A 21576-nucleotide genomic window follows, 5' to 3' on the forward strand; every position below is an offset into this window, starting at 1 on the left:
GTGGGCAGGGGGCAGTGAGTCAGTTGTCGCGCAGTGGGTCGAGGCCGCCGGTGAGGCTGGCGACGCCGCAGTTGGGGGCGGACCAGAAGCGGCTCGGGCGGCCGTCGACGTGGGTGTGGTCGTTGTGGTCGGGGTACCCGGGGCCGAGGATGCCGGCGAAACCGTGGTTGCGGGCGGCCTGGGCGAGGGTGCACAGGGAGTGCGGGCCGGCGCCGAGGTCGGCGGCGTCGCCGTAGAGGTGGCGGCTGGACGAGGCGCCGCCGACGGCGTTGTTGCACGCGGCGCTGCGGAAGCCGCTGGTGACGCGGATCGGCTGGTCGCCGAGGGCGTGCCGCAGTGCCTGGAGCTTCCACATCGTGACCAGGGCGTTGGCCTTGGCGGTCGCGGCGGAGACGTTGCCGCCGGCCCAGGTGCTGTTGCAGTTGTTCAGCTCGGCATAGCTGAAGCTCACGGGCGTGCAGTCGTCGTCCTGGAGGGCGTACAGCTTGGCGAACGTGGCGGGTCCGGCGATGCCGTCGGCGGTGAGGCCGTATGCTGCTTGGAACCGGGCCACCGCTGACTTCGTCGCGGGCCCGTAGACGCCGTCGAGTCCGAGGACCGCGCCCGAGCCGGGGTAACCGGCGACGCGGATCTGCAGCTGCCGGACCCCTTCTCCCGACGATCCCTGGGCCAGCGTGCCGCTCCACGTGTAGCAGGCGTCGGCGTGTGCCGGTACGGCCGTGACGATCAGTGCTCCGGCCGTCGAGAACACCATCAGTAGCGCCGCACTGAGCAGGCGCATCAGTCTTTGCATAGACGCATATAAGTGTACGAATGGAGTGAAGTCAATGGATGTCCGCCGATACATTCTGACCGGGGCGCCGGGCGCCGGGAAGACCACCGTGGCGCTGGCGTTGCGCGCCCGGGGGCACCACGTCGTCGACGAGGCGGCGACCGACGTGATCGCCGCGTCACCGCATGAGCGGCCGCACGAGCGCCACGAGGAGTTCCTCGACCTGGTCGTACACCTGCAGCGGCACCGGCAGGAGCAGGCCGGCGGCACACCGGTGCAGCTCTTCGACCGCTCGCCGCTGTGCACGCTCGCCCTCGCGAGGTATCTCGCGAGGTTCGCCGTCGTCGAGCCCACCCCGGCGCTCGTCGCGGAGGTGCGGCGGGTCCAGGAGCAGCAGGTGTACCAGCGGCTGGTGTTCCTCATCCAGCCGATCGGGTTCGTGACCCCGACCGCGGCCCGGCGCATCACCTACCAGCAGTCGCTGGTCTTCGCCGGAATTCACGAGGAGGTGTACCGGGAGCACGGCTACGATCTGCTCGAGATCCCGCCCGGCACGGTGCAGGAGCGGGTCGCGATGATCGAGGAGCGGCTGCCATAGACACGGCGGAGGACCTGGTGCGGCGGCTCGTCGCCGACCAGTTTCCACAGTGGACAGACCTGCCGGTGGCGGCGGTGCCCAGGCCCGGCACCGACAACGCGATGTACCGCCTCGGCGACGAGCTCGCCGTCCGCTTGCCCCGGCAGGCGAGCGGCGCCGCCCAGGTCGAGCGCGACGCGCACTGGCTGCCCCTGCTCGCGCCCCGGCTGCCGCTCCCGATCCCCGAGCCCCTGGCGACCGGCCGGCCCGCGCTCGGTTTCCCGTTCCCGTGGACGGTCGGCAGGTGGCTGCCCGGCGACACGGTCGAGGCGTTCACCGAGCGGCGCGACGCGCTCGACCTCGCCGCGTTCGTCAGCGCGCTGCGCGCCGTCGACCCGGCCGGCGCCCCCACGGGGTATCGCGGCGGCTCCCTCGCCCGCAACGATGCGTCGGTACGCGACGCGATCGCCCAGCTGGACGGCGAGCTCGACCTGGACGCCGCCACCGCCGCGTGGGAGAAGGCCCTGGCCGCGGCCCCGTGGGACGGCCCGCCGACGTGGAGCCACGGCGACCTGCACGCCGGCAACGTCCTGGCCGCCGGCGGGCGGGTCAGCGCGGTCATCGACTTCGGCTGCGCCGGCGTCGGCGACCCGGCCTGCGACGTCATGCCCGCCTGGACGCTGCTGACCGCCGAGCACCGCGACACGTTCCGCGACGCGGTCGGCGCCGACGACGCGATGTGGGAGCGGGCGCGCGGCTGGGTGCTGTGCATGGGCCTGGTCGCCCTGCCGTACTACCGCGACCGCAACCCCGCCTTCGCCGCGATCGCCAGACGCATGCTCGGCGAGGCACTCCCGCGAGACTGAGCGCCGCCGTAGGCCGAGACGCCGCCGTAAGCCGAAGCGCCGCCGTAAGCCGAAGCGCCGCCGTAAGCCGAAGCGCCGCCGTAAGCCGAAGCGCCGCCGTAAGCCGAAGCGCCGCCGTAAGCCGAAGCGCCGCCATAAGCCGAAGCGCCGCCATAAGCCGAAGCGCCGCCATAAGCCGAAGCGCCATCGGAAGACGAGGCGCTAATGGGAGACGAGGCGCCGCCGGGAGACGAGGCGTCAGCCGGCGGCTGACAGGTCCGACGGGATCATGCTGTACATGACCAGGTCGTGCCGGCCGGAGCGGGAGACGGCAACGTTGCGCAGCACGCCCTCGGCCCGGAAGCCGGCCCGCTCCGCGACGTGCCGGGACGCGGCGTTCGCCGGTGCCGCCTGCAGCGCGATGCGGTGGAAGCCCTGCTCCGTCAGCGCCCACCGGGCCACCGCCGCGGCCGCCTCGGCGGCGACGCCCCGCCCGCGCGCCCATGGCGCCGTCCAGTAGTGCATCTCCGCCGACATGGCCGTCCAGTCGGCGCTGAACAGCGAGACGTGCCCGACCAGCCGCCCGCCCTCGCGGGGCGCCACGGCGAAGCCGATGCCCTTGCCGGCGCGGCGGCGCTCCTCGATGCCGCTCGTGCACCAGGCCAGCGCCGTGTCGAGACCCGCGCCGGCGTACGCGTAGCCGAGCGGCGACGCGTCGACGAAGCGGGCGTCGTGCCAGACGGCGTGGACGTCCTGCGCGTCGCCGGGCACGAACGGGCGCAGCACCAGGCGTGGCGTGGTCAGCGTGACGGACGGCAGCACGGGCTCGGCGGTCACGGCAGCGTCACGCTGTCGACGGGGTCGGCGGACGTCTCCCACCGCTGCCACCACTGCGCGTCCGGCAGCTCACCGGACGCCTCGACGATGCGGTCCAGCAGGTCCACGCTCTCCTGCGACGCGTCGACCTTGGCGTCGTGGACGATCGCCGACAGCTCCCGCAGCCGCTCCCGCATCACCACCCCGACCAGGTCGCGCCCGGCGGGCGTCAGCGCCAGCCACGTCGAGCGGCGGTCGTCGACGCGGTGGAAGCGCCGCACGAGGTGCTTGCGCTCCAGCCGGTCGCACATGCGCGTCAAGGTCGACGGCGCCACGTCCAGCTCCCTGGCCAGGTCCGCGCTGCGCTGCGGGCCGCCGGTCGCCAGCTCCACCAGCGTGCGGTACTGGGCCAGCGTCACGTCCGAGTCCATCGCCGCCAGATTCCGATCCGCCAGTGCAACCATGCAACGGCTGACTGCCAGCAACGCACGAACCAACGCCTCGTTTCCCCCCAGGGTGGTCATCCGGACATCGTTGCATGGTGGATACGTCGTTCCGGGTGCACTATCGTGTGCTTTGATGATTGCAGTACGGCAACATTCTAGAAGGAGGCAAATGAACGGCGACGGCACGCCGGAGCTGGCCCGGATCCTCATCGTCGAGGACGACGCCGGCGACGTCGCGTTCACCCTCGACGAGTTCCGCGAACACCGGCTCAGCAACGAGGTCACCGTGATCGGCGACGGCCTCGAGGCGATCGACTTCCTCGAGCACCGCGGTGCGCACGTGGACGCCGCGACGCCCGACATCGTCCTGCTCGACCTCAACCTCCCCGGTGTCGACGGCCGGGTCGTGCTCGACCGGATCCTCGGCAACCCCCGCCTCGCCGACCTGACCGTCGTGGTGCTCACCGGCTCGCCCGCGGAGGAGCAGATGCTGCGCGACTTCGGCGTCCCCAGCGAGCACTTCTTCCGCAAGCCCGTCGACTTCGCGCAGCTGGCGAAGCTCATCCACGGCATCGACCGCTACTACCTGGTGATCGGCCGCCTCACCGGTCGGTGATCAGCGTGTGGTAGTCGGCGACGGTCAGCGGCCGGTCCGTGAGCGCGCCGTCGGCGCCGGGCACCTTCAGCACCTGACCGTCCTGCAGGAAGCGGACCGTGTCCACGTCGGTGCGGGCGTCCAGGGTGCACACGATCTGTCCGATCGCGAGGATGTCGTCGGTACGGCCACCCGCCTGCGGACGGAACGTCACCTCCGCGGTCCCGGCGACCAGCCGCACCCCCGCGATGAGGTCCGTGCCGGTGAGCGCGCTGGTCAGCCCGGCTGCGCGCTCGGCGTCGGTCGGGCCGGCGGCCAGGTCGGCGAGCAGCGCGGCCACGTCGCTGGTCGAGGCGACCCGCCGCTCCACCGCCACGAGCTGGTCGTCGCGGACCAGGTAGAGCCGCTCGACGACGGCCCCCACGGAGTTGCCCGCCGAGTTGCCCGGCGCCTTCTGCGACGGGTTGGGGATCACCAGCGACGGCTCGATCGGCCGTGGCGCGTGCTCGTCGGGCACCCCGCAGGCCTGCGCCGAGAGCACGAGCAGGGCGGCGGCGACGAGAAGCGCGCGGCGGCTCACCGTACGACACCCGGCAGATCCACCCGGAAGCGCGCGCCGCCGCCCGGACGGTCGAGCACCTCGACCCGCCCGCCGTGCGCGCTCGCGTGCTGCGCGACCAGCGAGAGGCCCAGGCCGGTGCCGTCGCCGCCGCCACGGGCGCCCGCCGACCGGCCGCGGACGAACCGGTCGAAGATCACCTCGCGGTCGGCGGGGCGGACGCCGGGACCCTCGTCGTCGACCTCGACCCGGCCGGCCCCGGCGACGCAGGTGAGCCGGACGGCGACCGGCCCGCCGCCGTGCCGGACCGCGTTGTCCAGCAGGTTGGCCAGGATCTGCTCAAGGCGGCGCCGGTCGACCAGCCACTGCGGCGCGTCGCCGGCGCCGGGCGGCTCCACCAGGTCCGCCGGCAGGCCCTGCGCCTCGGCCACCCGCCGGGCCAGGGCGTGCGGGTCGACCGGGGCGCGCTGCGCCGGCCGGTCGCTGCGGGCCAGCTCGAGCAGGTCGTCGACGAGCGACTGGAACCGTTCGATCTCCTCGACGACGAGGCCGGCGGCGAGCGCGGTCCGCTCGTCGAGGTGCTCCCGCCGCCGGTGCAGGACGCTCGCCGACGCCGCGAGGGTCTGCAGCGGGGAGCGCAGCTCGTGGCTGACGTCGGCGGCGAACCGGCGGTCCCGCTCGTGCCGGCGGGCCAGCTGGTCGACCATGCCGTTGAACGACGTCGTCAGCCGCGCCAGGTCCGGCTCGGCGGCCGGGTCGAGGCGGGCGCTCAGGTCGCCGTCGGTGATGCCCTGGGCGGCGTCGGCGACCGAGCGCAGCGGGCGCAGCACGTACCGGGTCGCGTACCAGCCCAGGCCCGCGCCGGCCGCCGCGACCGCGGCCGCGACGAGCCCGAGCACCCAGGCGAGGGTCCGCAGCGTCTGGTCGAGCTCGCGCAGGTAGTCGATCTCGAACAGCGCCGTCGTCGGCGACAGCGGCACCCCGATGACCAGCGCCGGGACCCCGTCGACGCGGACCCACTGGGCGCCCTGGCCGCCCTCCTCGACGAGCCGTTGCAGCCCCGCCGGGACGGCGGCGGCGGCGCCCGGGTCGTTGTTGCGCGTGTACCAGCCGTCCGCGCGGCGCAGCAGAGTGCGCCGGTTGCCGCCGGTGTCCAGCGACCTGAGGATGTCCACGACGTCGGGGTCCTCGTCGCGCAGACTCGCGGTGATGATCCTCGCGTCGTACGCGGTGGCCCGGACCGTGGCCCGTTCCCGCCCGGCGAGCAGGGCGCTGCGGGTCAGCTCGTACGAGATGAACGCCATCGACGCGGACAGCGCCAGGGCCCCCGCGGCGAACCCCGCGATGACCCGTGTGCGCAGCCCGGCCCGCCTCATCGCTGCAGCTTGTAGCCCATGCCGCGGACCGTCACCAGGCGCCGGGGCGCCCGGGAGTCGTCCTCGATCTTCTGTCGCAGCCGGCCGACGTGCACGTCGACGAGGCGTTCGTCGCCGACGTCGTACTCCCACACCCGCTGCAGCAGCTGCTGGCGGGACAGGACCAGGCCGGGGTGCTCGGCGAGCTCGCACAGCAGCCGGAACTCGGTCCGCGTCAGCGCGACCGGCTCGCCCGCGACCCGCACCTCGCCCGCCTCGGGCAGGATCTCCAGGTCGCCGAAGACGAGCGTCGACACGGTGGCCAGCACCGCCCGGCCGCGCCGGCGCAGGGCGCGCAGCCGGGCCGACAGCTCCTTCACCGCGACCGGCTTCACCAGGTAGTCGTCGGCGCCGGCCTCGAGCGCGGCCACGATGTCGTGGGTGTCGTCACGGGCGCTGACCACCACGATCGGCACGTCGTCGTCGCGGCGCAGCTGGCGGATGCACTCGAAGCCGTCGACGCCGGGCAGCATCAGGTCGACCAGGACGGTGTCCGCGGGCTCGGCCCGCTGCGCGACGAGGCCGTCCTCGGCGGTGGACACGCCCCGCACCGAGTAGCCTTCATCCTCCAGCGCCAGCACCAGTGACAACCGGATCCGATCGTCGTCCTCGATGACCAGTACGCCCGACACCACTGCATCATGCCAGGTCGGATGCGTTGTCATCGAACTGTCATACTTCCGCGGAACTCCCGCCACATGCGCGGCGGAGGCTCGTCGTATGCACACCGGCACCCCCTTGGTCGAAATCGTCGTCACCGAGGAGCTCGACGCCGCCTCGGAGCCACGGGTCCGGGCGCTGCTCGAGGACGCGCTCACCATGCACCCCGAGCAGCTCGTCCTCGACCTCTCCGCATGCCCGTTCATCGACGCGACCGCGATCGGCATGCTGCTGGACGTCCACCGGCAGGTCTGGACCTCGGGTGGCAGACTCACCTTGCGCGCCCCGTCACCCCGCGTCAGGAGAACGTTGCAAATCGCGCACGTAAATCACGTGTTACGAATGGTCCCCGAGGACGACGGACACGACATGATGACGGAGACCAGAGCGGCCTCTTGAGAGGAGCGGCGACCGTGACCGCGGCGACGACACCTGACGGCACCGACTTCACGTTGATCTGCGACGCCTGTGGCCAGAGCGTCACCGGGCTGGGCGCGACGATGCACAACTGGGATCTCGTCTGGAGCCTGTTCCGCCGGCACGGCTGGACCGGCGCACGGCTCGCGACCGGCCCGCACAGCTGCGGGCGCTGCTCCCGGGTGCCCCTCGCGTCCGCGGACGCCGACCCGGTCGGCTGGCTCGCCGGCGACGCACCGCCTTCGGAGGCGGTCGTCGAGGCGGCGCCCGCCCCCGTGGTCGTCACCGACGCCCGGGTGAGCGCGGCGGTGGTCGACGAGGCATTGGTGGTGTCACTCAGCGGCGACCTGGACATCGAGGTCGGGCCGGCGCTGCGCGACGCGCTGTCGCCCGCCGGCTACCGGCCCGGGCACCTGGTGCTCGACCTGAGCCAGGTCACCACCCTCGACTCGTCGGTGCTGGGGCTGCTCGTCGCCGCCCGGCACCGGGCCGCGCAGGCCGGCGGCCACACGTGCCTGGTGGGGATCGCGCCGTTCATGCGCCGGATGATGCACACCCTGTGCCTGCTGCACCTGTTCGTCGTGCTGCCCGACCGGGACGCCGCGCTGAGCTGGCTGCGCGGCGACGACACGGAGCTGCCCCGGCAGCGTGACCTGCGGGGTGAGACGACGCCGGCCTGAGCCGTGACAAACGCTGCATCGAACTATAGAAATGTCAGGATGAACGGAAGTTCCTGACATCTCGGAGGGAAGTGCAGCATGCCCAGCTCCTCTGTCAGCCGGCGCGGTCTCCTCGGCGCGGCCGCTCTCGGTGGCGCCTCGCTGTTGGGGACCCCGGCCGCGAGCGCCGCGCCCGCGCACCGCCAGTCGCGGGTGCCGCTCGACCGGATCAGCGTGCAGCTCTACACGCTGCGCGACCAGCTCGGCCTGGACCTCGCCGCGAGCCTCGCCGAGCTGCGCGCCATCGGGTACACCCGGGTCGAGCACGCCGGGTTCGTCGGCCGGACCGCCGCCCAGTTCCGCGCCGCCCTGGACGCCGCCGGCCTGAAGGCCACCTCGGGGCACGTCGCCATCCCGCAGCCGTGGGACGCGACCGCGTGGCAGCGGGCCCTCGACGACGCCAACGTCGTCGGCAACCGCTTCATCGTCCACCCGTTCTTCGGCATCGACCCCGCCACCGGCCAGCCGATCCGCGACGGCGCGAAGTATCACGCGCTCGCCCGCGACCTCAACCGCGCGGGCGCCCTGGCCAGGCGGTCCGGCCTCGACTTCGGGTACCACAACCACCAGCTGGAGTTCGTCCGCCAGGACGGGGGGTCCCGCACCGGGTACGACATCCTCACCGCCGAGACCGATCCCGACCTCGTCCACCTGGAGGTCGACCTCTTCTGGGCGTGGCGGGGCGCCGCCGACCCGGTCGACCTCGTCCAGCGGCACCGCGGCCGGATCCGTCAGGTGCACGTGAAGGACATGGACACGGCGGCGGCGTTCACCGATCCGGGCGTCGGCCTCATCGACTTCGGCCGGATCTTCGAGCACGCCCGTGAGGCCGGACTGGTGGAGTACATCGTGGAGCGCGACGACGCCGGGACGCCGCCGCGCACGCCGGCGGACGCGCTGACCACCGCCCGGAACGGCTTCAAGTTCCTGTCCGACCTGCGCTTCTGACTCACCACTCGCGCGGCAGGCCCGCTTCTGACTCACCACTCGTGCGGCAGGCTGTAGCGCCAGTTCGCCGCGATGAACGTGCCCGCCGGGGTCCGGTAGGACGGCCACACCCCTTCATCTTCATCGGACCTCGGCAGGTCGCGGCGGACCTTTCTGGCCTTCGCGCCCGCCAGCTTCGTCTCGCGGTAGGGCCGGTCGTGCCGCACGTCGGGCACCGGCACGCTCGCGGGCCACGGCTCGGGGCCGTCGGGCTCGGCGTCGAGGTGCACGGCGACCAGGAGCAGCGCGTCGGCGGCCCACGGCGTCCCGTCCGCGCGCACCCGTCGCCGGAGGGCCTGCACGTGGTCGTACAACTCGTGCAGCGCGACAGGAAACGCATGCCGCGGATCGCCGTCGCCCCACCCGTCGAGATGCGCGGTCAGGTAGTGCCCGTCGGCGGTCCGGACCCGCACCCGCTCCGACGGGGCGTCCTTCGGCGGTTCGAAACCGGGCCGGCGGCGCAGGTCCGCCCGCTTGCCGAGGACCTGGACCGCGTGGGTCCGCAGCGCCTCCGCCTCCCCGGCCGGCAGGTACTGGTGCGCCGCCGCGTCGGCGTAGGCCTCGCCGTCGCCGTAGACGGCCAGCGGCGGGGGCACCAGCACGCCGACGCCGGGCGGGAAGAACCCGCGCTGCTTCTCCCACTCGAACATCGGCCACTGCACGACCGTCTGCTTCGCCTGTGCCGTTCTTCCACCCTTTCCGCCCAGGACCGAGCTGGCGAAGGCCCCACCGGCCACGAGGAGTGCTCTGCGCTTCACGCTGCCGAGCCTAGGTCCATCCTTTCCGATTTTTCGCTCATGTACTGATTTGTCATAGCACTGAGGGGCTATGTAGAAAAACGGCTGAGGGCTATGTAGAGTCGGTGCATGGCGTCGGATGTTCGAATGACCGCGGCGGTGGCGAAGGTGGTGTCCGCTTTCCTCGCCGATCCCGCCGTGGATCGATATGGCCTGGATCTGATGCGGGCGACCGGTCATCCGAGCGGCACGCTGTATCCGATCCTGCTGCGCCTGCAACGGGCCGGCTGGGTCGACGCGCACTGGGAGGACATCGACCCGGTGGCCGCCGGCCGCCCCGCCCGCCGTTACTACCGGCTGACCCCCGACGGCGTCGTCGCCGCACGGACCGCGGTGGCGGAGCTCTATGCCCGGCTGGCGCCCGTCGTCGCGCCGCGGACCACCGAGGGGCTGGCATGACCGCGCTCGACCGCCTCGCCGAGGCCCTGCTGCGGCTGGCGGCCCGGCGGTGGCCGGCCTCGGTCCGCGAGGTGCAGCTGCAGGAGTGGTCCGCCGAGCTGCACGCGCTGCGCACCGAGCCCGGCGCGGGTGCCGGGCGGCGGGCGTTCGGGCAGCTGCGGTTCGCGTTCAGCCTCGCCGCCGCCGCGCCCGTCGACGACGAGGACGGGGTGCCCCGCGGCTGGCGCGACGCCCTGCCGGCGGCGGGCCGCGCCCTGCAGCCGTTCGCCGTGCTGGTGTTCTTCGGCCTGATCGCTATCGGCCCCGCCGCCGGCGTCCTCCGCGCCGTCAACGAATGGCTCCTCGGCCTGGCCGGCGTGAAGATCGGCTGGCCCTCGGGCGCCACGATCACCGCGCTGACGTCGGTGCCCGCGCTGCTCGTCCTCACCATCGTCGCGTGGTGGCTCGGCCGCCGCATGCCGCTGGGCCTGCCCCGCCTCGGCCGGGCCGGCTCCGCCGCCGCGGCGCCGCTGCCCCTGGCGCTGGCGTTCGCGGTGCTCGTCGTGGGCACCCAGAGCTCGATCGGCATCGACGGCGAGGCGTTCGCCGTCTGCCTGGTCGTCGGCGCGCCGGTCTGGGCGGCGCTCACCGCGGCGCTGGCGGCGGCGGTCGCCCGGCTCACATCCACGCGCCGCCGCTGGTGGCCGGTCGCCGTGCTGCTCGCCCTCGTGGGGACGCCGTTGGTCGTGGAGCTGGCGGTGACCGCCGCCGTCCTGCCGTCGATCGCCGCCTCCGGCGCGGACCTGTCGGCCGCCTTCGCCTGGGCGCCCGACCTCGTCTCCGGCGCCGTCCTGGGCGGCGGCGCCGACTCGTGGCACCAGTCCCCCGAGGCCATCAGCCTGTTCAACGCCACCAGCGCATACCCGGTGCACCTGCTCATCCTCACCGGCGTCGCCCTCGGCTACGGTGTGGGCGCGGCCCACCCCCGCCCGCCGAGGCCGGCGCCGGTCCCGGTGCCCACCGCCGCCCCGATGCGCCTGCGCCCGTCCACCGTCACGGCCGGCGTGGTGGCGCTCCTCGTGGGCCTGATCTCGTGGGCCTACACGCTGACCGTCCTGACCCCCGCCATGCCCAGGGTCGGCGAGACGGCTCCGATGCCGGGCGGCGACGGCGAGCTGTACATGTGGGTCGCCGAGCTGCGCTGGGGCGGCGTGACCCTCGCCGCCCTCGGCCTGCTGCTCGCCACCGCGGACCGCAGGGCCGGCCCGCTCGCCGCCGCCACGCAGACCGTCGCGCTGCTGGTCACCGACGGCGTCCTCGCCCGGACCGAGTCCCCCACCCTGCGCACCGCCCTGACCGCGGGCGCGATCACCGCCACCGTCGCCTGGGCCGTCGCCGGCCCCACCCTCGGCAGGGACGGCCTGGCCGCCCGCCGCCGCCTCGCCTGGACGGCGGTCATCGCCGCCTGCTGCGGGCCGATCATGTTGGGCCAGGGCACCCCGGCGGTCAACCACCCGTTCCTGCCCACCGGCCTGTCCGTCACGACCGCGCTCGTCGCCGCGGGCCTCGCCCTCGTCGCCGCCCGGTCCGCCGCCGCGGCCCGCCCCGTCCCCCTGCACCCGGCCTGGTCCGCCGCCGTGACCGCCACCCCGGTGCTGCTCCTCGGCGCTCTGGGCCTCACCACCGGCGCCGGCGTGCCGAGCGACATCACGATCACCGGCCTGCTCCTGTCCGCCCCGATGCTGCTCACGGTCATCGCCGTCATGCGCACCCGCCGCCCCGCCGGCGGCTGGGCCAGACCAACCCTGTGGACCGTCCTCGTCCTCACCAGCCCCGTGCTGAGCTTCCTGCTCGTCGCCGCGTCCCTGCTGCTGTCGATGTTCGCCGCCAACGTCCTGTTCACCGTCGCCGGCAGCAGCTGGGCCGCCGACGGCATGTCCCTCCTCCCCGGCGCCGTCATCCTCACCCTCACCATCGGCGTCCTCACCGCCAGGAAGCTGATCCGCACCCCGGAGCCACCCCCCGGCCATCCCGCCCTGCCCGCCCCTCACCCCACCCCGCCGCCCAGCCAGCCAGCCGTACCGACCCACGCCCCAGCCCTCCACCCGCCAGCCCTCCACCCGCCAGCCCTCCACCGGCCTTCCCCACAACCGCCGGCCCTCCACCCAGCGTCGCTCCAACCAGCCCCACCAGCCGGCCAACCAGCCGCACGGCTCTAACCACCAACACCCAGCACCGCCACGCCACCCGGGCCGGCAACCGCCCGCTCGCCCCCACCCGCCGACACCCACCCGTCAAGCACCCCACCCACTGGCCTCGACCCACCGGCCCTTCAACGGCCGTCTCTCCAACGCCCCGCCAGCCGGCCAACCAGCCGCACGAATCTGACCGCCAGCACCCAACACGCCACGGCCACCCGGGCCAGCAACCGCCCGTGGGACCAACACCGCCTTCACCACCGGTCCCGCTGGCTGGCCGTCCAGCCGCACGGAAGCAATTGCTGAAGCCCGAACTCGCCCCGCCTCGCCAACCGGGCAACCACCCGCCGGCCCTCCACCCGCCATCTCTGCAACCGGACCTGCCTTCGGCCAACCGGGCGCGCGGCGCTGACCACCAGCACCCCGACACGCCCTGCCGTCTGGGCCAACAACCGCCTTGCCGCCCGACCCACCGATCCTCCAGCGGCCAACACTCCAACCACGGGCGCTTCGATCGACAGTCCAACCGGCTGCCCAGCCACACGGAGGCAGCCGCTGGATCTCGAACTCGCCGCGCCTCGCCAGCTGGGCAACCGCCCCCGCCAGCCGGCCGAACAGCCGCACAGCTCTGGTCGCCAGCACCCAGCGCGCCACGCCAGGTGGGCCAGCAACCGCCTTGGCCGCCCTACCCACCGGCTTTCCGACAGCCAACGCTCCGATCACGGGCGTTTCCAACGACCGACGCGCCAACCGGCCCGCCGGCTGGCCGACCCGGCCGCGCGAAGTAGCTGCTGGAGTCCGACTCGACTCGCCAGCTGGCAACCACCCGCATCACTTCGGCCACCGGCACTCCGCCTCGCCGCGGCTGCTGGGGGTAACGCACGCACCGCTGCAGCCGTCGACGCTCCACCCGGCCCTGCCGGCCCGGCGACCAGCGCCGCCCGATCCGACCGCTGGCACCACACCCGCAACGCTGGCCATCGCCGGTCAGCCGCACCGATCTTCCGGCCCCGCCTGACCGCCTACCAGCCGCGGTGATCCACCCGCGGCGCTCGTCCCGTCCTGCATCGCCCAATTGGCAAACGTGGGGCGGCGGGGGAATGAGTTGACCGGCGGTGTACTGGCTGCCGGTTGATCCAAGGACGGATCCGGTCGTGGGGGCGGCCAGATCCGTCCTTGGATCAATGCCGGAGCGTTGTGGTCCGGCGGTGTATCGGAGTACCAGCGGACCTGAGCCGCGTCCGGAGTCGAGCCGCCGCGGGCTGCGGTGGTCAGGTGGGTGGTTGGAGGAGGGGGATCGCGGACTCCTCGATGGTGCGGGCCTGGTCCAGGAGGTCGGCCAGGGTGGTGAAGACGGTGGTGGGGTCAGTGGTTGTGGGGTGGCGGGCGGTGGTGGACATCGCTGACCAGACGGTGGCGGAGGAGCGGAAGGCCGACGCCGCTTCGGTGAGGTGGGGATTGCCGGTCAGGGTGGCGGCCTCGTCGAGGAACTCGGCGTAGAGCGGGCGAGTGGCGGCGGGGGCGGTGTACTGCTCCTCCAGGCACTCGTGGAGCCGCCGGAGCGCGAACGTGAATGCGGCGGGTTCGGCGAAGCGGCGGGGGAAGCCGGTCTTCGTGCGGGTGTCGCGGAGCTGGGACGCCAGGCGGGTCATGCCGGAGAAGCCGAAGTTGGTGTCGAAGGCGTTGCCGAGGACGGGGCCGGTGAGGTGGGCGGTGGTTTCGGCGAGGGCGGCGGGGATCGCGGTGGGCAGGGGGACGGTGGGGGTGCCGGTGACGACGAGGCGGTGGTGGCGGCCCTTGCGGTGGGCGGACCAGGCCTCCATGAAGGCGTCCACGGGCAGCTGGTGCGGGGCGGCGTCGTGGACGGTGAAACCGCCGGGGTGTTCGTCCAGGACGAGGATGCCGTGGGGGTCCGCGTCGATGGGGACGGTGACGGTACGCCATGGCAACCGGCTCGCGGTCACGGTGCAGTACACCGGACGCCCGGCGGTAAGGGAGAGCCGCAGCGCCTTGAGGGCGGCCGCCGGGGTGGTGCTGTGCGACTCGGTGAACGGGACGCCGAGGCGGGTCAGCACCGTGGGGGTCCAGGGGGCGGGGTGGTGCTGGGCGACGACGGTGAGCATCGGGGGCATGTCGCGGTAGCCGAAGACGGCGGCCATGAAGCCGATGCCGCCGCCGAGGCCGCAGATCATCGGCTCGCTGAGGTCGGTGCCGGCGGCGTGCAGGAGGCGGCGAACGAGGTCGCTGGGCTGATGTTGCGGCGGGCCGGCAGGCGGGCGCGTGGCGACGCGCGCGGCGACGACGTGCCTGCGGGCGGTGGTGTAGGACTCCCCGGTGCGCGTGCTGCGCTCACGGACGAGTCGCTTGAGATGCTTGTGGTCGGTCATCGCGGCTGCCTCACCGACGGTCGGGCCGCTTTCGCATGCCCACGCGGCGAAGTCGGCGACCGTCGTGCGGGACCGGGCCTCAACAAGACGAGCGGCGACCGCGATGGCAACGGACCACCTTCTCCCCCGCGCGGCCGGCGGGCGTGGGCCACCGGTCAGAGGGTACGGCGCGCGGACGGCGCCACCAGGCACTGTACCCCACCCCGTGCTTGACTGGAGCCATGGCGGGCGAGCGGCGGTTCGTGGTGCAGCGGCACCGCGCGACGCGGCTGCACTACGACTTCCGGCTGGAGATCGACGGGGTGCTCGCCAGCTGGGCGGTGCCGAAGGGGCCGACGCTCGACCCGAAGGTGCGGCGGGCCGCGTTCCACGTCGAGGACCACCCGATGGACTACGTCGACTTCGAAGGGGTCATCCCCGCCGGCGGGTACGGTGGCGGCGACGTCATCGTGTGGGACGCCGGGACGTGGGAGCCGTACAAGGACCCGGACCCCGCCGCCGCGGTGGCCGCCGGCCAGCTGCACGCGCGGCTGCACGGCGAGAAGCTGCGCGGGGCGTTCGTCCTGATCCGGACGGGGCGGCAGCAGAACGGCAAGGACGACTGGCTGCTGCTGCACAAGCGCGACGAGCACGCGGTCGACGGCTGGGACCCGGAGGACCATCCGCGCTCCGTCCTCAGTGGACGCACGAGCGAGGAGGTGCTCGCCGACCCCGACCGGCTGTGGGACCCGCACACCGGCGCCCGGGCGCTGCGGGCGAGCGAGCCGGAGCTGCGGGCGCTCGACCGGCTGCGCGACGGCGACGACTGGCACGTGTTCGGGCGCGCGGTGCGCGTCGGCGATCCGGGCACGGTCCTGTTCCCACCCTCACGGGCCGGGGAGGCGCCGGTCACGAGGCGGGAGCTGCTGCGGTACGTCACCCGGACGGCGCCGACGCTTCTCCCCCACCTCGCCGGCCGGACGCTCGCCCTGCGCCGCTACCCGGACGGTGCCGGCGGCCGCGCGACCTGGCAGCGCAGGCCGCCGCGGCACGCGCCGCCGTGGCTGACCGCCCTGAACGCGGACGAGCCGGCCGCGGTGGTGTGGGCGGCCGCCGCCGGTGCCCTCGAATGGCACGTCGACACGACGGGCCTGGCCGTGATCGACCTGGGCGCCGGCAACGCGTGGGCGGATCAGGTGGCGCTCGCCGGCCTGTACCGGACGGCGTTCGACCACCTGAAGGTCTCCGCCGGCGTGAAGGTCGGGCCCGGCATCGAGCTCTGGGTGCCGGCGGCCGGCGACGCCACCGCCTGGGTCGAGTCGCTCGCGCGCTCCATCGCGGCGGTGGCGCCCGGCTTCGAGCACCACGGCGTGGCGGGCGGGCCGGCGGCGGTCGCGCCGTACAGCCCGCTCGCCGCGCCGGGCGCGCCGGTGTCGGCGCCGATCGGCTGGGACGAGCTCGACGACCCGGCGCTGACCCCGGCGGCGTTCACGGTCCGCACGGTCGCGGACCGCGTCGCCGAGCGCGGCGACCTGTTCGCGGCCGCCCTCGCCCCACCGCGCGCCCTGCCGCCGCTGGTCTGAAGTCCCGCCCCCCACCGCCGGGCAGCAGGACGGCACGCCACGGACCGCCGGCCACCGCCAGCCGATCACCGCCAGACGGCCACCGCAGAACGGCCACCGCCAGACGGGCCACCGCCGGACGGACCACCGCCGGACGGGCCTGTGGGTCGCCGGGGTCAGGCGATCGCGGCGGCCACGGCCCGGCCGGCCACGCGGCCGGAGAACAGGCAGCCGCCGAGGAACGTGCCCTCGAGCGAGTTGTAGCCGTGCATGCCGCCGCCCCCGAAGCCGGCGGCCTCGCCCGCGGCGTACACACCCGGCAAAGGCGAACCGTCGGGCTGCAGGACCCGGGCGGAGAGGTCGGTGTGCAGGCCGCCGAGGGTCTTGCGGGTCAGGATGTTGAGGCGGACGGCGATGAGCGGGCCGGCCTTCGGGTCGAGGAGGCGGTGCGGGGTCGCGACGCGGATGAGCTTGTCCCCGCGGTAGGCCCTGGCGCCGCGGATCGCGGTGATCTGCGCGTCCTTGGCGAACGGGTTCGTGAGCTGGCGGTCGCGGGCCTCGATGACGGCCTTCACGGCGGGAGCGGAGAGCAGGGAGGAGCCGGCCAGGGTGTTCATGCCGGCGACGAGCTCCTCCACCGTGGGCGCCACCACGAAGTCGGCGCCCTTCTGCTTGAAGGCCTCCACGGGGGCGGGCGCGCCGGGGCGGACCCGTTGCAGCACCTGCCGGACGCTGCGGTTGGTGAGGTCCGGGTTCTGCTCGGACCCGGACAGCGCGAACTCCTTCTCGATGATCTTCTGGGTCAGGACGAACCAGCTGTAGTCGTGCCCCGTCGCCATCAGGTGCTTGAGGGTGCCGAGGGTGTCGAAGCCGGGGTAGCACGGCGCCGGCAGGCGCTTGCCGGTGGCGTCGAGCCACAGCGACGACGGGCCCGGCAGGATGCGGATGCCGTGGTTGGGCCAGACGGGGTCCCAGTTCTGCAGGCCCTCGGTGTAGTGCCACATCCGGTCGGGGTTGATGATCTGCCCGCCGGCGGCCTCGGTGATGCCGAGCATCCGGCCGTCGACGTGCGCCGGGACGCCGGCGACCATGCGCTTCGGAGGCGTGCCGAGCCGGGCCGGCCATGCCTTGCGGACGAGGTCGTGGTCGCCGCCGATGCCGCCCGAGGTGACGATGACGGCCTGGGCCGACAGCGTGAACTCGCCGGTGACCTCGCGGGAGCTCGTCTGCCCGCGCGCCACGGAGCTGTCGGCCAGGACGGCGCCGCTGACGCCGGTGACGGTGCCGCCGGTCTTCACCAGGGCGTCGACGCGGTGCCGGAAGCGGATCTCGACCAGGGGGCTGGCCTGGACCCGGCGGGCGAAGGGCTCGACGACGCCGGGCCCGGTGCCCCAGGTGATGTGGAAGCGGGGCACGGAGTTGCCGTGGCCGTCGGCGGGGCCGCCGCCGCGCTCGGCCCAGCCGACGACGGGGAACACGCGGTGCCCCATCGCCCGCAGCCAGGAGCGCTTCTCGCCGGCGGCGAACTGGACGTAGGCCTCCGCCCAGCGGCGCGGCCACAGGTCCTCGTCCCGGTCGAACGCGGCGCTGCCGAGCCAGTCCTGCCACGCGAGGTCGGCCGAGTCCTTGATCCCCATCCGGCGCTGCTCCGGCGTGTCGACCAGGAACAGCCCGCCGAACGACCACCACGCCTGCCCGCCGAGGCTCTGCGGCGGCTCCTGTTCCAGCAGGATCACCCGCTTGCCGGCGTCGGCGACCTCGGCCGCGGCGACCAGCCCCGCGAGCCCCGCGCCGACCACGATCACATCTGCATCCACGCCCTCAGACTAGGCACCGGCGTGCGAGAATCGTGGCGCCGGGAGCAGAATCTCGGCGTCGTTTTGTCACTCCGGTGACAATTTCGGGAGGTGTACGGTCGATCTCAGCGCCGCCGTCCGCGAGCGGCTCCGCGGCCTGCGCGAGCGGCTGCACGACCGGACCCTGGCGACGGTCAGCGCGGCGATGCTCGCCCAGGGCCGGTCGCTGTCCGGCGGGCAGGGGCGCGGGCTCACCATGGGCGTCGAGACGGCCGTGGACGCGTTCGTCGACACGTTCGTCGCCGGCGGCGACCTGACCCGCACCCGTGCGGTGTTCCACGAGCTCGGCCGGACGGAGTACCGCGAAGGCCACCGCATCGACGCGCTGCGCTCGGTGCTGACCGTCGGCGGCCGGGCGATCTGGTCCGCCGTCAGCGATCCCGGCGACGACGGCGAGGCGCTCGACCGCGCCGACCTGTCCGCCGTGGCGCACGCCCTGTTCGGCTACGTCGACGTGCTCGCCGGCGCCGCCGCCGAGGGGTACCTCGACGAGCAGCAGGACGCCGCGCTCGACTGGGCGCTCGTCCGGCGCCGCCTGATCACCCTGCTGGTGCAGCCGGACCCGCCCGGCGACGCCGCACTGCACGCCGCCGCGGAGGCGGCCCGCTGGCCGCTGCCGGCGACGGTGACCGTCGTCAGCGTCGAGGGCACCGACGCCGAGCACGTGGCCCGCGCGGTCGGCGGCAACGCGATCGCCACCGTCATCGACGGCGCGACCAGCGTCGTGCTGCCCGGCAGGACCGTCCGCGGGCTCACCGGGCGGCGGGCGGCGGTCGGGCCGGAGGTGGAGCTGCGGCGGGCGCGGACGTCGCACCGGCTGTCGCGGCGGGCGCTGCAGCTGCAGCAGGCGGGCACGCTCCCCGACGGCGTCGTCGCCTGCGACGAGCATCTGGTGACGCTGCTGCGCGCGTGGGAGCCGGGCGTGGCCGACCGGCTCGCCGCCCGCGCCCTCGCCCCGCTCGCGGACGCGACCCCGGCGTCACGGGAGGTGCTCGCGGAGACGCTCCTGCAGTGGCTGCGCTGCCAGGGGCAGGTCATCGCGACCGCCGAGGCGTTGCACACCCATCCGCAGACCGTCCGGTACCGGCTGCGGAAGCTCCGCGCGGCGTACGGCGACCGGCTCGACGACCCCGACGAGCGGCTGGCGCTGCAACTCGGCCTGTCCTGAAGCGCGGCCGACCAAGATGTGACGCACGCCACTGAACCGGAAGCTCGGCCCGGCCCGTCGGGAAGGGTGGACGGGCAGGTGGGGAGGCGCCGGTGGAGCTGGAGCTGCGGTCGCGGCTGGCCGACGAGCTGTCGGCGGGGCCGGAGCCGCCCATCGGCGACCTGGTCGCGGCGTCGATCCTGCAGGGGCGGCGGCTGCGGGTGACCCGGCGGCTGCGGCACGGGGCGGCCGCGCTGCTGGCCGTGCTGGTGACGACCGGCCTGGTGGGCGGGTGGGCCGTGCTGCGTCCGGGGGCCGCGCAGGTCGGTGCCCCCGCGCTCGCCGGCCCGCTGGTCCCGGCCACCCCGGCGGGCCTGCTGGTGCTGCTGGAGTCGCTCCTGCCGGAGGGCGTGACCAGCGGCTACGCCGGCTCCGCCGACGGCGGTCTGATGGTCCAGGTGTACCTCGACACCGGCCGGGGCCCGGGCATGCTGCGCGTGGCGGTCGGCCGGGACACCAACGGCCCGCTCGGCGCGGACGAGCGGGCGAAGCTGAGCCAGGGCGCGGTCACCGGCCCGTTCCGCCGGCCCGACGGCGCCGAGGTGACCGTCGCATACCTGCCCGACAACTGCGTGCAGCGCACCGTCGTCGTGCTGCACCGCCCGGACCGGGTCGTCGTGCAGGTCAACATCGCCGCGTGTCTCGCCTGGGACGGCACCGCCAACGCGGAGGCGCCGCAGGTGCTCACCGCCGTGCAGGCCGAGGCGGTCGCCGCCGACCCCCGCTGGGGCGTCATGATCCCCCGCTCCCTCGTGGACGCCGGCGCCGCCCGCCATCCGACGCTGCCGGAGCTCGCGTGAGCGGGCCGGAGCGCAGCGGAGGAGCCGCGAACCAGCATGACAGGTGTGGCTCAGGCCGACGCCGGAGCGCAGCGGAGGTGGCGGCGTGAGCGGGCCGGAGCGCAGCGGAGGAGCCGCGAACCAGCATGACAGGTGTGGCTCAGGCCGACGCCGGAGCGCAGCGGAGGTGGCGGCGTGAGCGGGCCGGAGCGCAGCGGAGGAGCCGCGAACCAGCATGACAGGTGTGGCTCAGGCCGACGCCGGAGCGCAGCGGAGGTGGCGGCGTGAGCGACGCGGAGGCGGACTTCGTCGACTACGCGCGGGCGGCGGCGCCGAGGTTGCGGCGCACCGCGTACCTGCTCTGCCACGACTGGCATCTGGCGCAGGACTTCACGCAGACGACGCTGGCGAAGCTGTTCGTGCACTGGCGGCGCATCCAGCGGCGGGACGCCCCCGACGCGTACGCGCGGAAGGTCCTCCTCCGCGTCTTCCTGGACCACCAGCGCCGCAGCAGCAGCCGCGAGCTGGTCGTGCCGCACATCGCCGAGCCGGAGGCCCGCCCGGACCAGCCCGAGCTCCGGCTGACCCTGCTGGAGGCGATGGCCCACATCCCCGCCCGCGACCGCGCGATCCTGGTGCTGCGCTACTGGGAGGACCAGAGCGTCGACACGGTCGCCGACCTCCTCGGCATCCCCACCGGCACGGTGAAGGCCCAGAGCGCCCGCGCCCTGACCCGCCTCCGCCGCCTGCTGGGCACCACGGAGCTGGCCCTGCGCGACTGACCCGCGGGGCGGTGGGGTCAGGGGCTCAGCGGGCGGTCCAGCCGCCGTCGATGAGGAGGGTCTCGCCGGTGATGAGGGACGCGGCGGGCGAGACGAGGAACAGCACGGCGCCGGCCACCTCGACGGGTTCGCCGATGCGGTGCAGAGCGGCGATCCGCTCGACGACGTCGCGGCGGTGGGCGGGGTCGGCGAGGTACTCCTCGGTGCCGGGGGTGTGGATGAACGTCGGGGCGACCGCGTTGACCGTGATGCCGTGCCCGCCCCACTCGACGGCGAGGCAGCGGGTCAGGTGCGCGATCGCGGCCTTCGTCATGCAGTAGACGGCCTCGCCGGGCAGGGCGACGGCGCCGGCCTGGGAGCCGATGTTGACGATGCGGCCGTAACCCTGCCCGATCATGACGCGGCCGGCGGCCTGGCTGGCGAAGAAGGTGCCCTTGAGGTTGACCGCGAGGGTGCGGTCGAAGTCGTCCTCGACGACGTCCTCGGCAAGGTTCTCCGGGGCGATGCCGGCGTTGTTGACGAGGATGTCGAGGCGGCCGAAGTGCGCGACGGTCGCGTCGACGGCGGCGCGGACCTGGCCGACGTCGGTGACGTCCATCTGCAGCGGCAGCACCCGCCGGCCGAGCGCGGCGACCTCGGCGGCGAGACCCGCGTCGGCGCCCGCGTCGCGCAGCCCGAGCGCGACGTCGGCGCCCGCGTGTGCGAGGGTGAGAGCGATCGCGCGGCCGAGCCCCCGCGCGGCCCCGGTCACCAGGGCCACCTGCCCGGGCACGTCGAACCGGGGCGCCTCGAACGGGGGCACGGCGGAGCGGGGCGAGGGCGCGTCAGAGCCGTCCATGCCGG

22 protein-coding genes are annotated in these 21576 nt (G+C 74.2%); 12 read left to right on the plus strand and 10 right to left on the minus strand.

Features of this window, described 5'->3' with window-relative positions:
• Window positions 1-19: 19 nt before the first annotated feature.
• On the minus strand, window positions 20-781 hold the full coding sequence (locus tag ACQEVZ_RS12015; RefSeq protein ID WP_433365357.1) for a D-Ala-D-Ala carboxypeptidase family metallohydrolase: 762 nt from the start codon (window positions 779-781) through the stop codon (window positions 20-22).
• Between the two features lie 46 nt (window positions 782-827).
• Between ACQEVZ_RS12015 and ACQEVZ_RS12020 the strand changes: the two genes are divergently transcribed.
• Window positions 828-1370 carry an AAA family ATPase gene (locus ACQEVZ_RS12020; RefSeq protein WP_354904812.1) on the plus strand — a complete coding sequence of 181 codons (543 nt, stop codon included), beginning with the start codon at window positions 828-830 and terminating at the stop codon, window positions 1368-1370.
• A gap of 17 nt (window positions 1371-1387) precedes the next feature.
• A complete protein-coding gene (locus tag ACQEVZ_RS12025; RefSeq protein WP_433365361.1) occupies window positions 1388-2215 on the plus strand; it encodes an aminoglycoside phosphotransferase family protein in 828 nt (275 codons plus the stop codon).
• 237 nt (window positions 2216-2452) lie between these two features.
• On the opposite strand, the gene ACQEVZ_RS12030 is transcribed toward ACQEVZ_RS12025, so the two are convergent.
• Entirely contained in the window at window positions 2453-3031 is a 579-nt protein-coding gene (locus ACQEVZ_RS12030; RefSeq protein ID WP_344504267.1) for a GNAT family N-acetyltransferase, read from the minus strand.
• Entirely contained in the window at window positions 3028-3441 is a 414-nt protein-coding gene (locus tag ACQEVZ_RS12035) for a MarR family winged helix-turn-helix transcriptional regulator (protein ID WP_433365364.1), read from the minus strand. Before ACQEVZ_RS12035 ends, ACQEVZ_RS12030 begins: the two co-directional genes overlap by 4 nt.
• A 184-nt stretch (window positions 3442-3625) precedes the next feature.
• On the opposite strand from ACQEVZ_RS12035, the gene ACQEVZ_RS12040 reads away from it, so the two are divergent.
• Window positions 3626-4072, plus strand: coding sequence for a response regulator (locus ACQEVZ_RS12040; RefSeq protein WP_344504264.1), 447 nt, complete (start codon window positions 3626-3628; stop codon window positions 4070-4072).
• On the opposite strand, the gene ACQEVZ_RS12045 is transcribed toward ACQEVZ_RS12040, so the two are convergent.
• The 3 genes from ACQEVZ_RS12045 to ACQEVZ_RS12055 are packed head-to-tail and all read right to left on the minus strand — an operon-like array spanning window position 4059 to window position 6657.
• Window positions 4059-4631 carry a GerMN domain-containing protein gene (locus ACQEVZ_RS12045; RefSeq protein WP_433365368.1) on the minus strand — a complete coding sequence of 191 codons (573 nt, stop codon included), beginning with the start codon at window positions 4629-4631 and terminating at the stop codon, window positions 4059-4061. The two genes, ACQEVZ_RS12040 and ACQEVZ_RS12045, sit on opposite strands and share 14 nt — an antisense overlap.
• Window positions 4628-5986, minus strand: coding sequence for an ATP-binding protein (locus ACQEVZ_RS12050; protein ID WP_433365371.1), 1359 nt, complete (start codon window positions 5984-5986; stop codon window positions 4628-4630). Before ACQEVZ_RS12050 ends, ACQEVZ_RS12045 begins: the two co-directional genes overlap by 4 nt.
• Window positions 5983-6657, minus strand: a complete 675-nt coding sequence (locus ACQEVZ_RS12055; protein ID WP_344504261.1) for a response regulator transcription factor — start codon at window positions 6655-6657, stop codon at window positions 5983-5985. The genes ACQEVZ_RS12050 and ACQEVZ_RS12055 overlap by 4 nt, the downstream gene beginning before the upstream one ends.
• Window positions 6658-6745: 88 nt before the next feature.
• On the opposite strand from ACQEVZ_RS12055, the gene ACQEVZ_RS12060 reads away from it, so the two are divergent.
• The 3 genes from ACQEVZ_RS12060 to ACQEVZ_RS12070 all read left to right on the plus strand — a co-directional run bounded on the left by ACQEVZ_RS12060 (window position 6746) and on the right by ACQEVZ_RS12070 (window position 8769).
• Complete coding sequence (locus ACQEVZ_RS12060) at window positions 6746-7084, plus strand: STAS domain-containing protein (protein ID WP_344504260.1); 339 nt, start codon at window positions 6746-6748, stop codon at window positions 7082-7084.
• A 14-nt stretch (window positions 7085-7098) separates the two neighbouring features.
• The gene (locus ACQEVZ_RS12065) at window positions 7099-7782 is read left to right on the plus strand and encodes an STAS domain-containing protein (protein WP_433365375.1); all 684 of its coding nucleotides are present in this window, start codon (window positions 7099-7101) and stop codon (window positions 7780-7782) included.
• 78 nt (window positions 7783-7860) lie between these two features.
• Window positions 7861-8769 (plus strand): sugar phosphate isomerase/epimerase family protein, encoded by a 909-nt coding sequence (locus tag ACQEVZ_RS12070; RefSeq protein ID WP_433365378.1) that lies wholly within the window; start codon window positions 7861-7863, stop codon window positions 8767-8769.
• Between the two features lie 32 nt (window positions 8770-8801).
• On the opposite strand, the gene ACQEVZ_RS12075 is transcribed toward ACQEVZ_RS12070, so the two are convergent.
• Window positions 8802-9566 (minus strand): hypothetical protein, encoded by a 765-nt coding sequence (locus tag ACQEVZ_RS12075; RefSeq protein WP_433365381.1) that lies wholly within the window; start codon window positions 9564-9566, stop codon window positions 8802-8804.
• A 108-nt stretch (window positions 9567-9674) separates the two neighbouring features.
• On the opposite strand from ACQEVZ_RS12075, the gene ACQEVZ_RS12080 reads away from it, so the two are divergent.
• Both ACQEVZ_RS12080 and ACQEVZ_RS12085 read left to right on the plus strand, forming a co-directional pair.
• Window positions 9675-10004 carry a PadR family transcriptional regulator gene (locus ACQEVZ_RS12080; protein WP_433365384.1) on the plus strand — a complete coding sequence of 110 codons (330 nt, stop codon included), beginning with the start codon at window positions 9675-9677 and terminating at the stop codon, window positions 10002-10004.
• Window positions 10001-12202, plus strand: a complete 2202-nt coding sequence (locus tag ACQEVZ_RS12085; RefSeq protein ID WP_433365387.1) for a hypothetical protein — start codon at window positions 10001-10003, stop codon at window positions 12200-12202. Before ACQEVZ_RS12080 ends, ACQEVZ_RS12085 begins: the two co-directional genes overlap by 4 nt.
• Window positions 12203-13452: 1250 nt before the next feature.
• Here the strand turns inward: ACQEVZ_RS12085 and ACQEVZ_RS12090 are convergent.
• Window positions 13453-14568, minus strand: a complete 1116-nt coding sequence (locus ACQEVZ_RS12090) for a DUF4872 domain-containing protein (protein ID WP_433365390.1) — start codon at window positions 14566-14568, stop codon at window positions 13453-13455.
• 221 nt (window positions 14569-14789) lie between these two features.
• On the opposite strand from ACQEVZ_RS12090, the gene ACQEVZ_RS12095 reads away from it, so the two are divergent.
• Entirely contained in the window at window positions 14790-16130 is a 1341-nt protein-coding gene (locus ACQEVZ_RS12095; RefSeq protein ID WP_433365393.1) for a DNA polymerase ligase N-terminal domain-containing protein, read from the plus strand.
• 155 nt (window positions 16131-16285) lie between these two features.
• On the opposite strand, the gene ACQEVZ_RS12100 is transcribed toward ACQEVZ_RS12095, so the two are convergent.
• Window positions 16286-17926: an FAD-binding dehydrogenase gene (locus ACQEVZ_RS12100; protein WP_433365396.1), complete on the minus strand. Its 1641-nt coding sequence runs from the start codon at window positions 17924-17926 to the stop codon at window positions 16286-16288.
• A 184-nt stretch (window positions 17927-18110) separates the two neighbouring features.
• Between ACQEVZ_RS12100 and ACQEVZ_RS12105 the strand changes: the two genes are divergently transcribed.
• The 3 genes from ACQEVZ_RS12105 (at window position 18111) to ACQEVZ_RS12115 (ending at window position 20733) form a co-directional block, all read left to right on the plus strand.
• Window positions 18111-19133, plus strand: a complete 1023-nt coding sequence (locus ACQEVZ_RS12105) for a PucR family transcriptional regulator (RefSeq protein ID WP_433365399.1) — start codon at window positions 18111-18113, stop codon at window positions 19131-19133.
• Window positions 19134-19225: 92 nt separating this feature from the next.
• A complete protein-coding gene (locus tag ACQEVZ_RS12110; protein ID WP_433365402.1) occupies window positions 19226-19972 on the plus strand; it encodes a hypothetical protein in 747 nt (248 codons plus the stop codon).
• A 263-nt stretch (window positions 19973-20235) separates the two neighbouring features.
• Entirely contained in the window at window positions 20236-20733 is a 498-nt protein-coding gene (locus ACQEVZ_RS12115; protein ID WP_433365405.1) for a SigE family RNA polymerase sigma factor, read from the plus strand.
• Between the two features lie 25 nt (window positions 20734-20758).
• On the opposite strand, the gene ACQEVZ_RS12120 is transcribed toward ACQEVZ_RS12115, so the two are convergent.
• A complete protein-coding gene (locus ACQEVZ_RS12120; protein ID WP_433365408.1) occupies window positions 20759-21571 on the minus strand; it encodes an SDR family NAD(P)-dependent oxidoreductase in 813 nt (270 codons plus the stop codon).
• Window positions 21572-21576: the final 5 nt, after the last annotated feature.

This window comes from Dactylosporangium sp. CA-152071, assembly GCF_050936335.1.
Lineage (GTDB): Bacteria > Actinomycetota > Actinomycetes > Mycobacteriales > Micromonosporaceae > Dactylosporangium > Dactylosporangium maewongense.